We start from the raw sequence: 14,494 nt of genomic DNA, 5'->3' as shown, positions 1-14,494 counted from the left end.
ATGGCTGAACAGGATGCCAGCATTGGCGTGGAAGCACACTTTACGCTGGATGGGAAGATTTTTCAGGTCAGGAAAGTTTCTTACGGCTGCAATCGCAATGCAGACGAACGGGGGCAGCCCGACGGATGCGCCCAAAGCAAGACTGATCCGGATGAGCATCAGCCCGACACAAAATGACGACTTCGCATTGCTGTACGACTGGGCTTTCAAAAATGATCGCCAGCTGAGCGGAATGATCGAGTTTAAGTACGACGGCGACTCGCAGCTTCTCAGGAAAATGGAATTTGAAGATGCGTATTGCGTCGGTTTTCGCGAATCATTTCTTGCAAATGACTCGGCGGTGAGCCGGCAAAAGCAGGCACACGTGCCGGATGCGAAAGCCTATTTACCACAGCACCGGGGCAAGGATTATTTTCTGAGTGAAGAAACGGCGACACTGGTTTACGAACTGGTGCTGCTGCCGCAAAAAGTAAAGATCGGACAGGTTGAAATCAGCAATTAATGGCGCGACAGGTAAATACATCCATTGAAATCGAAGGCGGCACGCAGATCAAAAGGCATCTGGGTCTGGTAATCGAGCAGGACTTGTTCGCGCACCATTGGTTTGAGCTGCTCGTTCCTTTTGACCAACTTGAAGATGAAGGAGAGCATTTTTTCAATAAATCGCACCGGGCGGTGATGGGAAAGAAAATCACATTCTCGTTCAGTCCGCGACTTGGCCAGGATTCGTTCGACTTCACTTTTCAAGGAATCGTCACCGAGATCCGGTTGCAGAGCCTGAGCGACATGAGCAGCGCATTTGTGTTAAAAGGATACAGTCCGACCATTGTTTTGGAAGATGCTGTTCAAAGAAGGTCGTTTCTGAGAGGCACGGTTCAGGACATTTTCAACACGGTTTTGCAACCTTATCCTCAAAACTTGTTGCGCAAGCAGCTTAACCCGGAAAACGGCGGTCGCGCTGTGCCATTTACCCAATATAATGAAAGCAATTACAAGTTTCTCTCCCGCGTCGCCGATCGTTGCTGCGAATGGTTTTATTACAATGGTAAAGAGCTTGTGCTGGGTCAAGGCAATGGTAACCAGGAAGTTGATTTTCTGGTGGACGGTTTGCAAAATTTTGATGTTGCCTTGAAGCTGCAACCTTCCCAGTTTCATTTTGAAGGCTATAATTATGTTGTGCCGCAGGCATTTGTAGGGCAATCAGACACGCAGCAAGTCGACGGGCTTACTTCATTGAGCGAGTTTGCGCTCGAACAATCGGACACGCTTTTTGCGCAAACCTCCCTGCTGCCTTCTCCCGAAATCGTCAGCGGGCAGAGTGAAGTCGATGAGCTTACCAAAATGGAACGCTCGGCGCGCGTCACTTCAATGGTGGATTTTCGGGGAAGCGGTGAAACGCCAACCATGAGTGTAGGCACTGTGCTCGTCGTAAAAGGTCAGCGGCTGAATGAGAAGGGCGAGAAATATGAAGAAAACTTTGGCAAATACAGGGTTGTACACATCCGACACGAAGTAAATACTGCCGGAAGTTACCGCAACACATTCAATGCAGTGCCCGAATCGGCCCAGCATCCGCCCAATAACCCGCATGTGAGCAATCCGCTGGGTGAAACGGAACAGGCCGAAGTTATTGCAAACGACGATAGCGACAGTCTGGGAAGGATCAGGGTCAAATTTTTCTGGAATCAGGGACGCCAGCAGGACCAGGAATCGATATGGATGCGGGTAGGAACGTTCCACAATGCAGGAGGCAGAGGTGCCAACTTTGTTCCGGAAGTCGGTGCGATGGTAATGGTTGGTTACGAAGGAAATCTTGCCGAAAACCCTTTTGTATTGACAACCCTTTATCCCAAACCGCAGGAGGACATTAGTTACACGCCCGACAATAACGACCTCAAAGTAATCGCAACCCGCTCGGGCAATATGGTCGTGTTTGTGGACAGCGACGGTGACGCCCAGATCCAGATCAGTAACCGGAATAAAACGGATACCAACCTCAAATTCAGCTTCAAAGACGACGGAATGATTGAAATGGAAGTTGAAAACGGATTGGTCCATATCAAATCCAAAGACGTGAAAATAGAAGCTTCCAATGAGATCAGTATGCATGCGAAAAGCAGTTTCAGTCTCGAAGCCGGTAAGATTTCAATGAAAGCAGACCAGGAAATTCAAATCGAAAGCGGCACGGCAACGGAAGTTAAAGCAGGAACCGAACTCAATGCGGAAGGTGCAGTAAGCGCAAAATTGAAAGGAGCGCAGGTAACCGTAGAAGCCGACGCCATGGCCGAGCTAAAAAGCAGCGGCCCCACAACCATCAAGGGTGCAATGATCATGTTAAACTAATATATCCATCATCTATTTTTCACTTTTAACCATTTACAACTATGCCAGCTTCAAGTTTTGACGCGTATTTCACTTGGGACGGTGGTCCCTCAGGCGATGGGATCGCCGTTATTTCGTGCAACTATTCTTTGTCCCAATCCATAGACGATAAAGGCCGCGTATCTTCCAAAGTGTATGGCGGGACCATATTCATTCAGGTCGATTCATCAAGTGTCGCCGACAGCAAAGGTCTTTGGGAATGGATGGTCGACCCAGACGGTAAAAAGCCCTCAGCTAAAATCACATTCAAGAACGTCGACGAAGAGCAGACGCAGAAAGAGCTGGAATTAACAGACGTGTATTGCGTGCAATACAGCGAAAGCTTTATCGAAACCGGCTCCATGCCCATGACAACAAGCCTCACATTATCAGCCAGAGAAGTAAAACTCTTCGGCACTCCGCACACCAACCGCTGGTAAGCGGCACTCGGCCGTCAGCGATCGGCTGGCGGCTGATTTGTTTTAAGATAGACATGGGATCAACAGCACATTTATTTGACTTTTTATGGCAAATGCAGTGGTGCACGTGGGGCCAGGGATGCATCTGGCGGCGGAATATTATCAGCGTTGCAGCTTTGATGTAGCAGGTCCGGGCCGGATTACAACCGGGCAGATTATCAGTTTCAATACATTGGAAGACCTGCTCGACCATATCATCAGCAGGACAGAAGTGATGCATCTCATTGTTTCGCACGGATCGAATGTAAACGGGCTTTTAATGCCGTTTGCGCAGGGCTTCTAATTTCACTGCAACCGGCGGTGTTATTAGTGATCTTGGCCGGCTTGCACAAGAGGCACTGCCGCATCTGGCCCGAAACGGCCATTTACCAAATACAGTGTTCCGGGTTGTTGATCTCGCTTCGAAAATGGGCGTCCAGCCGCAGGTGGCTGTGCGGCTCGCAGAAAAGTTTGTTGCGGTACAGCAAAAAAAGCCGGTCATTTTTATCCGGGGATGTAACATTGGTGCAAACCCACCCTTGCTGCTCGAATACAAGGTGGCCTTGGGCGCGCAGATGATCACCGCTCCAAAATGCAGAATGTTCTTTCTTCGGTTGCGTCCGCATTTGCCGGGGCGAGGTCATACGATCAATGCCATCTCTGTCGGTCAGCCGACGACTGCCAATACGAGGCGAAGGTCTTTCAAGCCGTTGGGTGGCAATGTGCCCGTTCCAATGGTGATCGATGTAAGAGATATCGACGGGCATACCCGCGTCGATAGTGAGTCTTTCCAATCTGCACCGGACCCTGCAAATGGCTGGGCCAGGTTTTTCAATTTTGACTGGAATGGTGGATTGCCTAACACATTCATTATGCCGGTGATGTGGGATAACGATGAAAGCACCTATCACTGCCCAAATGAAGAAGGTTATCGTCAGAAACTTGTATTTGTTTAATCCCTGATTGTATGGCAGCTTTTCAGCATGCAAAGAACATTATTATTGGCACCGGAACTGGTCCGGTCGGGTGGAGTGGATTTGACCTCCACGCTTATGAAAAGGGAACATTGGCTGCGCTGGACGAGATTTTTAAAAACAGCTGGGTAGGTCGCGGCCTTATTACAGTAATTCGCGAGCTACCCGCGCAGATGGTCGTTATCACCCCGAATTTCAGCAGGGTATGCAATGCAACTGCCGCGATACCAACGTGGAAGGGTCAGAATCAGGTCGAGATCATTTATACGCCAGACGTTTTTGGGAAAGTGTCGTGTAATGGCCCCGGATTTCAAGCCGACGAATTTTTGCTGCATGAGCTTGTCCATGCTTACCGGCGATTGAAAAATAAAGGAGTTAATATGGTCAAGCTTGACGTTGATGGTTTCCGATACGACAATGTCGAAGAATTCGCCTCAATCCTATATACGAACATTTATATATCTGCCAAAAATCGGGGTGCATTACGCAAAGACCATCTTGACAGCACGCCATTACCATCGCAATTTTCAAGCAGCCGTGGCTTCTTTAATGTGAAAAAACACGCAATGCTGGTTCACAATCTGATTTGTGAAGACTACCATTTCTGTCAGAACTATGCAAGGATGGATGGAGGCGCATTCAACCCGATTAATTACTTCCTTACCAATTCAAGCGAGGTGACAAAGCTGATCGAATGGCCGCAGCCGATGGTGCCTGCCCCGCCTAGCCCCTAACCGCCACAATCGTCTCATTATCAACAATGCCGTTTGCCTGGAAAGTTAGATCGGGGTCCATGTATTGGCGGCGCTTATACCAGGGGGATTTTTTGTAGAAGAGCCAGCCGTATGGTGCGCCGTCGGGAGCCAGATATTCGATGGGGCTGCCGGGATTGCGATCGTTGTAGTCGTTGAGGAAAATGAAGAAGAGCTCGCCGAAAAGCATGGCGTTCGGTGCTTTTGCACGGAAATTGGTGAATGCCGTTTCGTTGTATTTTTTGGTAAACTCAAACTGAATGACGAGCACCCGCGAAAGATCCAGCAAATCCATATCGGGAAGCGACTGACCAACGGGGTAATGCCATTTTTTGTATTCTTTAAGTGGAATTTCGAGATAGTTCTGATACACTCTTGCCACAAATATCGGGAAAAGAAAACCGATCAGCGCGGTGGCCATTCCTACGCCTTTTACAAGATCAAGGGCGAGCTTATGGTAAATATAAATGATGATCAGCGCCCCCAGAAGGGTTAGTAACATTGTAAACCCGATGGCCTTTGCAGAACGGTTTTCAAATAGCGTCAGAAACCATTGCGACAACAGGTAAACATGTAAAACACCGAGCACCAGGAAAGCGCCCATGGCCATCGGGTAGGCGTGACGATAGTCAATTACCCAAAAACCCAATGAGCCGACCCCGGTGATCACTGCTATCGTAATGATGCCATACAGAAATTGGAGGCGCTGACTGATGGTTTTCAGGAAAGAGAAGTTCATTAGTTAAGGGACTTTTGTTGCAGACAAAAATAAGATACACTTTCATTAATGCAATCAGAAATTAGTTTGTGACGCATGGAAGAGCAAAACTACACATTGCCATTGGCCCTGGACAAGCTTGTAACAGGTCATTTGCACACGAAATGTCCTGACCGTGAGGCCATACACCAGCACATTTACTTATTAATGGTAACCCATTTTGACGAAACCCGCTTTGATAGAAATTATGGCTGCGCGCTTTGGGAAAATGACTTTGCGGTGCTGTCTCAGATCAAATGGAAAGACCTGATCAGAGAATCGCTGGAAGATGCCATTAACCGTTACGAACCGCGGTTGGCAAACACAAAGATCCGGGTCGAGGTGGAGGAATTTGAAGTGCTTACCAAAACCAATAATTACGTTCGAAAGCGGGTGGGCGTGGAGGTGAAAGCAACGATCCGCAGGACAAATGAACCGTTCGTTTTCTTCGAGCGCATATTTATTTCGCCCCTTTCCATTGACTAATGTGGGGCTCAGAACATTCATCAGACATTAAAACCAAATTCAATGTACACAGCCGCCAATTACGCCAAGGAAAATGTGTCCAGGCGCTTGCTAAGGCGCTCAGCCGAACTTTGGGGCTACGACGAATCGCAGCTCGATCATTTTGATCCGCTTGTAAAGCTGCTGATCGATGCCTGTTCAGTTGAGTTTGAAAAGATTGGACAGGACATTCAGGACACCGAATTGCGCCTGATGACCCGGCTGGCGGAAACATTATCGCCTCAGACGCACAACAGTCCGCAGCCCGCCAGCGCCATTGCACAGGCACGGCCGCTGGATGCCGTCTGTGGATCGGGCCCGAAACGCAGTTGGTTTGTAAGCGCAGCAATGTCAAAAAAGGCGAGGCGGGCGAAATCTTCTTTTCTCCTGCGGGCAAATTTCCTTTGGTTAATGCTTCAATTGCTGCTTTTGCTACGCCATTGGCTATTTATGCTGTGGAAAATGGCGTACGGACATTCATTGCGGGAGCCAGGCAGCAACCCGGCGAGGCGCAAAACACTTGGATCGGAATCGAAATGGATGCCGGCATTACTTCCTGGGAGGGTTTTAGATTTTTTTTCGACTGGGTTAATGATCGCGGACAATATACATTTCAGGCGTTTCTGCCCCTGACGAACTGGGAGGGAAACCAAGCGGAACTGCAACATTCCGTGGGTTTGGAGGACGAAGACGCAGCGGATGCACTGCTTCCTTATTACAGCAGCTTTGTCAATATCAGCAGCAATGATCGGTGGGAAAAAGGCAAGGTTAAGACGCAGGTTTATCCCGCAGCATTTGAGCAAATGTTCGATAACCGGACATTAATGACGCTGAAAAAGCAGCTGGTCTGGATCAGGGTGCAATGGCCGGACACTTTCCCGCGCGAAGGGTTTGAGAATATGGCCGTTGCTTTGAACGCATTCCCGGTGCTGAACAAGCAATTGCACAAGCTTACTTACCGGCTCCAATCAGGACTGAACGGCATTGCACTTCCTTCCACAGATGCTTTTGTAGGTGTCAACACGGTTATTAATCAAAAAAACCAGGTTTACAACGAATCCGGCAGCGACCTTTATCATGACGATGAAACCGCAGGAAGAGCATATACACTTCGCCAGCAAGGAATTGGCCGGTTCGATCAGCGGAATGCCAAGGCGGTGATATATCAACTGATGGATTTATTAAGGGACGAGGTGACCGCATTTAATGCAATAGGAGAAGATTTTCTGGCATCGCTGCTGAGAGAGATTTCACAAGATATGGCCAGGATTCAGCAGAAGCTGGGGCCCAAGAAAGCCAGCGAGACAACCGCACAGCCGTTTTTGGTGATTAAAGGTGAAAAAAATCCTGATGTGCTGTTCGTGTCCTATTGGACAACCTTGTCCGAGCTGGCCAACAACATTCCGTCGGGGACAAAGCTGCAATCTTACGCCTCGGCGGGCCTCAGCAACTCGGAAATGTATTTATTGACCAAAACCAGCGGTGGAAAACCAAAACCGGACGAAGCCAATTATGTCCGCGAGCTCAGGAAAAACATTGTTACCAGAAACCGCCTGGTCACGCTCGAAGACATCCGGGCATTCTGCCGCGCCGAGCTGGGCGACCGGCTGAAAGATGTGCAGGTAAAACCCACATTTATTTCGAGTGACATCCCCGGACAAGGATTTGTACGCTGTCTGCAAATTTCGTTGTTCCCGGCAACATTTATTCCTGAATGGGACAGCGCTTGTCAGGGCATTCAGGTGAAGGTTCAAAAATTGTCGACCGGCATGTATCCGGTGCGAGTGGTGAGCGGCTTAAATAATTGAGAAAATGTCAGAAGAAAGCAAAACCGACCTCAGGGCAGAATTCGTAGCAAGCGCTTGGCTGGAAAATGGAGCAGCGTCGGAGAGCATTTTGTTTCGTTCGCTGGGAGCGTTCAAGCGCCGGAGCCACGGCGATGTGGAGGCCATAAAAGAGCAGGAAATCGGGAATTTCAGAGGACGAGTCATTGAATCAAACCGAAGTAGCATATACGATCACCTGCCCGAGCAGCTTTTCCATCTTCCTTCCGCAACTTCGATCACGTCGTTGAAAAAAAAGATTGATGAAATCCGCTTTCAGCGGGAAAAGGAACAAAAGTCCAGATTGTTCTTTTTGCCGCTCGAACAAGAGCTCTTTTTGAACCGTGTAAGTCTGACGCAACTCGAACAGAAGGCATTTGAGCTCGATCCTGATTCCCTGTTACTTGAAGAGCTGAAAGCATTCTGGCAGGTTCCCGATTTTGTGCCCAAGACAACATTGGTGCGTTTGCTGCCTGTTTTGCCTTCCATTTCTGAAAATCGGGGCGATGTGAATGTGATGGCGGACGTCCTATCTTCGGTAACTGGCTTGCAAATAAGCATTAAGCCAGCGCAGGGCAGTAAATTTCAGCTTGAAACCAATGCAAGGCTTACAAATGCCCGGCTCGGAATAGACACAATGCTGGGCGGGGAGTTGGAAACACATCAGTCAGAACTGGTGATAGCAGTGCAACTGGAAACCGCTAACGACCTGGATCGTTACATGGCGGATCGTAATTTTATTCCATTCATTAATTGGCTTGCGGGCTGGTTTGTCCCGGTTGAATGCGATTACAACGTGCAACTCACATTGAATCCGGATGCTTCAATTTCTTATTTAACAGATGAAACCGTTTCCAGCAGGCTCGGTTATGCGATTTTGACCCAATAAGAACCATAACCACAGGTTACGTGACTTTTCCATGTAATTTGGCCCTTGCCCACTTTGATTTGACCTCTCTCAATTCCCTGGCCTGTTTTTCGAGAAGTTCCTCGCGCTTTTTCCGCAGCCGGACTTTATAGCGCTGCATTTGCAAGTGATGCTTTCGCAGCATTAACGCTTTCATCACGAATCCAGCATCTTCGTCCAGCAATTCAATGGACCTGAACTGACGGTAGGCGAGCCGCTTTCGCCGTTCTATCGCCTCCATATCATAGCAAATTACTTCGTCCTGGTGAGTACGAAGTAATTGAATGATTTCCCCTCTAAAATTAATCTCGCTTGACATTTATTCGATATTTTTATAAAACTATTTAAGGTTAACTAGCTAGTTATCAGGAGGCAAGGCGCACTTTGATAAACTTACTAAAAAGTTATGCCTTCAACATTTATAAAGATATTGAATCAACTTTTTGGAATAAAAAATGCAGATTTCAGCAAAAAAGGAGCATAATGCACAACATTGGAAATTGATCGCTTAATCCCTAATAATCTTTTTCCGGTGCTCCATTCCCCAGTCTGTCAGATTACTGATGATTGTTTTCAGAGTCAGGCCATGATCGGTGAGTTCGTATTGTACTGTGATGGGTTGCGTGTCCAAAACCGTCCGTTTGACCAGCTGATTTATTTCCAGTTCTTTCAGCTCCTTACTCAGCATTTTATTCGAAATGCCTGCTACATCATTGAGCACATCTGAAAATCTCCGCTTGTTGTAATAGCAGATAGATGACAGGATTGCAATCTTCCATTTTCCATTCAGCACGTCCATAGAATCTTGGACAGCTATCATTTCTTTTTTGTGTTTGTCGCTCGGACGCGGTACGCACTCCATATGTTACTTTGTTACTTCGAGGTTACTGTTACTTTTAGATACAAAGTTACGAATCTAAACTTAGTCGCCCTAGCTTTGCAATTCAGAAATAAAACGAATTGAAAGTGAACACGTCAAATCATAAAACAGCATCATTTACAGGCCCATCAAAGGATCTCGAAAAGGTTATGGAACAAAATAATAATAACGGAGCAGGGCAGAAACCGATTGGTTCGGGGTTTGGCGCCACAACAACATCTGCCGACGCCATTAAAGGGATAGATCTCACCGGAAAGGTTGCGATCGTTACGGGTGGATACACGGGAATCGGGTTGGAAACCACCAAAACACTTGCGGCGGCAGGAGCAACCGTAATTGTGCCCGCAAGAAGCATTGAAAAAGCAAAGGAGAATTTACAAGGCATCGTCCATGTAGAAATCGAAGAACTGGACCTGATGAATCCCGATTCCATTGATGCTTTTGCAGACCATTTTCTGGCATCCGGCAGGCCATTGCATTTACTGATCAATAATGCAGGAATCATGTTTGTGCCGCTCCGCAGAAACAGTCGGGGTGTGGAATCTCAATTGGCAACCAATTATTTCGCACCGTTTCAGCTCACGGCAAGGCTCTGGAACGCATTGAAAAATGCGGATGGCGCCAGGGTAATCAACGTTTCTTCCCAGGGACACCAGTTTGCACCATTCAATTTTGACGATCCGAATTTCAACAACAGCGACTACCAGACATTGCAAGCTTACGGACAGTCCAAAACGGCTCTCAACCTGTTTACACTCGAACTGGACAACCGCGCTAAAACCTCCGGCGTCAGAGCTTATGCTGTGCACCCGGGTAACATTTGGGGAACGGAGCTGACCCGGGAGGCACCATTGGAAATTTTACAGCAGTTTGGTTTTTATGATGATAAAGGCAAGGTGGTGCCCGAAGTGATCGATTCACTAAAAACCATTCCGCAGGGCGCTGCGACTACAATTTGGTGTGCGACAAGTCCGTTGCTGGATCATATCGGAGGCGTGTATTGCGAAGATGCAGACATTGCAGAATTGGCCACAGGAGAAGGTTTTGCAACCGGAGTGAAGCCTTACTCGTTGGATGCAACTTTGGGCAAACAATTGTGGCAATTGACGGAAGAATGGACCGGTGTCCATTTTGAGATCGAGGTTTAAGAAATTGTTAATGCCCATGAAGTGGTTAGAAATTTTTTTAGCTTCACATTTGTCACAATGCATTTAAAGCTAAAAAAACACAGGTTATGGGCGGAAGTCGAATTTGGATATTGCTGGCGCTTGCTTTCGCCGCAACCATAGGGCAATGCATGGCGCAAAGCAAAAACCCGAAATACTTTTTGATAGCCCACCGCGGCGGAGTTGTTAACAGCACCGCCGCGGAGAACAGCTTGGAGGCCCAGAAAAAGGCTTTTGAGCACGGTTATCAAATGATCGAATCGGATTTACGGCTTACCAAAGACAGCATATTCGTGACCCATCACGATCCTACTTTCAAACGCAGCTTCGGTCTGGATTCGGCGGTTTCGTCACTTACCTGGAAGGAAATCAGTGTGCTTAAAGGCAACAAAGGTTACACGGTCCAGAAATTCGAAGACATTCTCCAGTTCTGTGAAGGGAAGCTCGCTGTCATGATCGATAACAAGATAAAAGGGAATGATCCTGTTTTATTTGGCAAACTGATCGACCTGCTCAAACAGTACAATCTATATTCGAATGCGCTGATGATTGGCACCGACGAATCGACGCCCTTTTTTATTGGCAAGATCAAATTGAGCTGCACCCGCCAGCAGATTGAAGCATACATGAAAAAGCCCGGCTACCAATCTGCCGATTACTATCTGTTTTCTGATAAAATCTCGAAAGAGGATGTTGCCTGGGCCCGCGAACACGACATTCAAACGATCGGAGCAATTAATGCGTGGTCATTTAAATCGGGAAATGTGCTGGAAGCCGCTGAAAAACAGGCAACAGCCATGAAGGCGGCGGGCGTAACGAGCTTTCAGATCGATGCTGAATTTGAGCAATTTTTCAAATAAGCATTCCGCATCAAACCTTTTGCGCGTGAATGTCGGTGCAAGTGCCGATGTAACCCGTAAATTCGCCAATCGCTGAAAACATGGGCTTTGTGTTTTCGAGCACCCAGCGATATTCGCCATCGCGCCGGCGAAGCCTGTATTCGTTACTGAACAATCCTTTACGCGTCATGCCTTCATAAATCGACTGATGATATGCCTGCCGGTCATCGGGATGGATGTTTTCCAACATTGAAAACGCCTTTTCCCTGCTGAATGACTGGCCGGTAAAATCGAGCCAGGCTTTATTCAGGAAATTGATTTTGCCGTCAATGCCTGTAACCCATATCAAAGCCGTTGCATTATCGACCAGATCTTCAAACCACCGCTGTCGCTCTTGCAACAACGCCTGCGATTTTCTGTATTCAGTAACGTCTTCAAAAACGAGTAAAATGATCTGCTTCTGATGCTGCTGCGCCTGTCTTGCATGGATTAGCATCACGCGCTCATCCGTCCCGGCTGGTCTGATCCTTACTTCAAAGCCCCTGATAACAGCGTTTTGTGAAACGACATTCTTCATCAGCTCATGGAAACCCCTGAAATCGAGCTCTCTGTTGCCCAACTCATAGATTAATGTGCCTTCCGTTTGCTGCGGATCAGCGTGGAATATTTTGTAAAAAGCATGGTTAGCGCTCCTGATCCGCAGGTTGCTGTCCAGCGCAAGCGTTGCCTCATTAATGGTGGAAAGAATGGATTCCGAGTAAGCATAAGATTCGGACAGCTGATCATTCCGGGTCTGTAATTCCTGATTTATCGTCAGCAGCTCTTCATTGGTCGATTCGATTTCTTCCTTACTTGTTTCCAATTCCTCATTAATGCTTTGCAATTCTTCGTTACTGCTCACAATCTCCTCATTTGCCGACTGCAGTTCCTCATTTCCAGCTTCCTGCTCTTCAATAATCGAATGCATTTCCTGGCGGAGTGCGGCCAACTCATTTTCGAGCAGCTGGTTTTGCTTGCCCGCCTCAACATTGCCCTTGCCGGTTGAAGCCGACGGCTGCGCTACTTCCTGAAACAGGATCAGGAACAACTGCTGATTCGGCGTGCTCGCCAGTGGGACAACCTGCACATCCACAAAATGCTTTTTCTCACCAATTGAGATTTGCATGCCCGTTTTTTTGGCTGGTAATGCAGTTTTTCGTGCTTTATGAATTAGGCTCCGCAGGTCAAAGATGAGTGATGGACGTGCCATGCGGGCCAGGTTTAAGCTCGCTTTTCCTGCTGCCGGCTCCAAAAACATGCTGGTCGAGCCGCGAAACTGCAGAATTTCCAGATCCTGATCTATCACCACACTCGCCGGCACATGGTTAGAGAGCAACCAGTTGTCTATCAGCTTGTCAAGATCAGCGCCAGGCAATATTTCCGTACTTTCGACCACGACGGTTTTGTGCCCGGTGCCGAAGGTGTTTTTTCTAATGTTCATCTCTAATGGGATCCTTGCCGGCGTGTTGCTTTTCCTCACAAATACTTTGAATTCCTTGTCTGCCTGCGCAAAATGCGACGGTGAGCTTCCGACAGACTCCGACTTGCCGAGCAGCAGCACGCCGTCTTGATTCAAAGCATAATGAAAGGTCGCCAGCACCTTTTTTTGCAGCATATCATCCAGGTAAATCAAAAGATTACGGCAGCTCACGAGATCAAGTCGTGAAAATGGCGGGTCACCGAACAAGTTGTGCGGAGCAAACACGCAAAGGTCCCGGACGAGCTTATTGATCCTGTACTTTTCATCTGTTCTGGTAAAAAAGCGCTGCAACCGCTGGTCTGAAATGTCCTTCACCTCACTTTTATTGAATATGCCGATTCTGGCTTTTGTCACGGCCGTTTCACTGAGATCCGTCGCCAGGATCTGCACGGGAATGTCGCTGATCCGCTCGCCCAGAATTTCAAGTATAATGATGGCCAGCGAATAGGCCTCCTGTCCGGTTGAGCAGGCCGCCACCCAAACCCGCAGCGGCTGGCCCGGTTGCTTCTTTTTAATGATGTCCGGAATAACCTGTTTTTTCAGATATTCCATGGTTTGGTCGTCCCTGAAAAAATTGGTGACATTGATCAGCAAGTCCGCATAAAGCACATCCGCTTCAGAAGGATTTTCCCTGATATAAGCCAGATATTCGGACAGCGTTTCGAGCTTGTAAAGCAGCATCCTGCGAATGATCCTTCTTGAAATAGTTGTTTTTTTGTAATGACTGAAATCGACTCCAACAGCCGATTTTACCAAAGAAAGGATCTGATCCAAATCTTTTTGAGACGCCCTGTCTTCCTTGATTTGACTGGTTTCATTGGTAAGTTGAAAAATATCGGCATGCTTGCTCAGCCGGATGAGCTCGGCTGCGATTTCTTTCAAAGGAAGAACCTTATCCACAACGCCTTCACTGATCGCAGATTGGGGCATTCCCTGGTGCAATGCGCTCTGGTCCTGGGCAAAAGTAACCCCGCCGGCAACCTTAATCGCTTTCAGGCCCAAAGTTCCGTCGTTAGCCATTCCGGAAAGTACAATGCCAATTGCGCCGTCCTTTTGCCGCTTGGCCAGAGAAATGAAAAACTGATCGACAGGCAGATGCAGACTGGGTTTTGGCTTTCTTGGCATCAGGGTCAAAACCCCATCGACAATTTCCAATTCGCGGTCCGGCGGAATGATGTAAACCGTGTTGGGTTCGATGGTCATCAATTGCTCTGCTTCAAACACTTGCATGTCCGTTGCGGCATCAATAATCCGGTCCAGCTGGCTGTCGTATGTAGGGGAGAGGTGCTGAATGTAAACGAATGCCAGCCCGGTATCAGCCGGTATGTAACTAAAAAGCTCAGTCACTGCCTGAATGCCGCCAGCCGATGCGCCGATTGCCACAACGGGAATAGGAAGCCGGCCGGGTTCTAAATTTTCGTAATGAGTGTTATTCGATTCAGACATATGAACAGTTTGAGCTGGTAATCGTCGCCTTCAACGGATCCACCACGCATTAGTTAAATGTAACAGGTTGCGATAAATAAACAATCTGCAACCCGGATCAACTTGCAA

Annotated in this window: 17 protein-coding genes; 13 read left to right on the top strand and 4 right to left on the bottom strand. The window is 47.8% G+C overall.

Annotated elements, in window-relative coordinates; genetic code table 11:
* From AC0IYG_RS25090 to AC0IYG_RS25060, 7 genes are all read left to right on the top strand, one after another.
* Entirely contained in the window at nucleotides 1-177 is a 177-nt protein-coding gene (locus AC0IYG_RS25090) for a hypothetical protein (RefSeq protein ID WP_471713818.1), read from the top strand.
* Nucleotides 152-502: a type VI secretion system tube protein TssD gene (tssD, locus tag AC0IYG_RS25085; RefSeq protein WP_471713817.1), complete on the top strand. Its 351-nt coding sequence runs from the start codon at nucleotides 152-154 to the stop codon at nucleotides 500-502. The genes AC0IYG_RS25090 and tssD (AC0IYG_RS25085) overlap by 26 nt, the downstream gene beginning before the upstream one ends.
* The gene (locus tag AC0IYG_RS25080) at nucleotides 502-2,343 is read left to right on the top strand and encodes a type VI secretion system Vgr family protein (protein WP_471713816.1); all 1,842 of its coding nucleotides are present in this window, start codon (nucleotides 502-504) and stop codon (nucleotides 2,341-2,343) included. The genes tssD (AC0IYG_RS25085) and AC0IYG_RS25080 overlap by 1 nt, the downstream gene beginning before the upstream one ends.
* Nucleotides 2,344-2,384: 41 nt before the next feature.
* Nucleotides 2,385-2,801 (top strand): type VI secretion system tube protein TssD, encoded by a 417-nt coding sequence (gene tssD, locus AC0IYG_RS25075; protein ID WP_471713815.1) that lies wholly within the window; start codon nucleotides 2,385-2,387, stop codon nucleotides 2,799-2,801.
* A gap of 85 nt (nucleotides 2,802-2,886) precedes the next feature.
* Complete coding sequence (locus AC0IYG_RS25070) at nucleotides 2,887-3,123, top strand: hypothetical protein (RefSeq protein ID WP_471713814.1); 237 nt, start codon at nucleotides 2,887-2,889, stop codon at nucleotides 3,121-3,123.
* Nucleotides 3,107-3,775 carry a hypothetical protein gene (locus AC0IYG_RS25065; protein ID WP_471713813.1) on the top strand — a complete coding sequence of 223 codons (669 nt, stop codon included), beginning with the start codon at nucleotides 3,107-3,109 and terminating at the stop codon, nucleotides 3,773-3,775. Before AC0IYG_RS25070 ends, AC0IYG_RS25065 begins: the two co-directional genes overlap by 17 nt.
* Nucleotides 3,776-3,786: 11 nt before the next feature.
* The gene (locus AC0IYG_RS25060; RefSeq protein WP_471713812.1) at nucleotides 3,787-4,527 is read left to right on the top strand and encodes a hypothetical protein; all 741 of its coding nucleotides are present in this window, start codon (nucleotides 3,787-3,789) and stop codon (nucleotides 4,525-4,527) included.
* Here AC0IYG_RS25060 and AC0IYG_RS25055 read toward each other — a convergent pair.
* Nucleotides 4,517-5,284 (bottom strand): TssN family type VI secretion system protein, encoded by a 768-nt coding sequence (locus AC0IYG_RS25055; RefSeq protein WP_471713811.1) that lies wholly within the window; start codon nucleotides 5,282-5,284, stop codon nucleotides 4,517-4,519. The genes AC0IYG_RS25060 and AC0IYG_RS25055 overlap by 11 nt on opposite strands.
* Nucleotides 5,285-5,359: 75 nt before the next feature.
* Between AC0IYG_RS25055 and AC0IYG_RS25050 the strand changes: the two genes are divergently transcribed.
* From AC0IYG_RS25050 to AC0IYG_RS25035, 4 genes are read left to right on the top strand one after another with little or no spacing between them, the layout of a single operon-like run.
* Nucleotides 5,360-5,788 carry a GPW/gp25 family protein gene (locus AC0IYG_RS25050; protein WP_471713810.1) on the top strand — a complete coding sequence of 143 codons (429 nt, stop codon included), beginning with the start codon at nucleotides 5,360-5,362 and terminating at the stop codon, nucleotides 5,786-5,788.
* Nucleotides 5,789-5,830: 42 nt separating this feature from the next.
* Complete coding sequence (locus AC0IYG_RS25045; protein ID WP_471713809.1) at nucleotides 5,831-6,439, top strand: hypothetical protein; 609 nt, start codon at nucleotides 5,831-5,833, stop codon at nucleotides 6,437-6,439.
* Complete coding sequence (locus AC0IYG_RS25040) at nucleotides 6,343-7,614, top strand: type VI secretion system baseplate subunit TssF (RefSeq protein WP_471713808.1); 1,272 nt, start codon at nucleotides 6,343-6,345, stop codon at nucleotides 7,612-7,614. Before AC0IYG_RS25045 ends, AC0IYG_RS25040 begins: the two co-directional genes overlap by 97 nt.
* Nucleotides 7,615-7,618: 4 nt before the next feature.
* Nucleotides 7,619-8,518: a type VI secretion system baseplate subunit TssG gene (locus tag AC0IYG_RS25035; RefSeq protein ID WP_471713807.1), complete on the top strand. Its 900-nt coding sequence runs from the start codon at nucleotides 7,619-7,621 to the stop codon at nucleotides 8,516-8,518.
* Nucleotides 8,519-8,534: 16 nt separating this feature from the next.
* Here the strand turns inward: AC0IYG_RS25035 and AC0IYG_RS25030 are convergent, their stop codons facing one another.
* Nucleotides 8,535-8,855, bottom strand: a complete 321-nt coding sequence (locus AC0IYG_RS25030; RefSeq protein WP_471713806.1) for a hypothetical protein — start codon at nucleotides 8,853-8,855, stop codon at nucleotides 8,535-8,537.
* A gap of 189 nt (nucleotides 8,856-9,044) precedes the next feature.
* Nucleotides 9,045-9,356 (bottom strand): winged helix-turn-helix transcriptional regulator, encoded by a 312-nt coding sequence (locus AC0IYG_RS25025; protein WP_471713805.1) that lies wholly within the window; start codon nucleotides 9,354-9,356, stop codon nucleotides 9,045-9,047.
* A 146-nt stretch (nucleotides 9,357-9,502) separates the two neighbouring features.
* Here AC0IYG_RS25025 and AC0IYG_RS25020 point away from each other — a divergent pair, with 146 nt between their 5' ends.
* The gene (locus AC0IYG_RS25020; RefSeq protein WP_471713803.1) at nucleotides 9,503-10,564 is read left to right on the top strand and encodes an SDR family NAD(P)-dependent oxidoreductase; all 1,062 of its coding nucleotides are present in this window, start codon (nucleotides 9,503-9,505) and stop codon (nucleotides 10,562-10,564) included.
* Between the two features lie 86 nt (nucleotides 10,565-10,650).
* Nucleotides 10,651-11,442 carry a glycerophosphodiester phosphodiesterase gene (locus AC0IYG_RS25015; protein ID WP_471713801.1) on the top strand — a complete coding sequence of 264 codons (792 nt, stop codon included), beginning with the start codon at nucleotides 10,651-10,653 and terminating at the stop codon, nucleotides 11,440-11,442.
* A gap of 10 nt (nucleotides 11,443-11,452) precedes the next feature.
* On the opposite strand, the gene AC0IYG_RS25010 is transcribed toward AC0IYG_RS25015, so the two are convergent.
* Entirely contained in the window at nucleotides 11,453-14,386 is a 2,934-nt protein-coding gene (locus AC0IYG_RS25010; protein WP_471713800.1) for a CheR family methyltransferase, read from the bottom strand.
* Nucleotides 14,387-14,494 lie beyond the last annotated feature (108 nt).

The organism is Dyadobacter sp. AC419, assembly GCF_979253085.1.
This window is presented reverse-complemented; position numbering and strand designations above follow the sequence as displayed.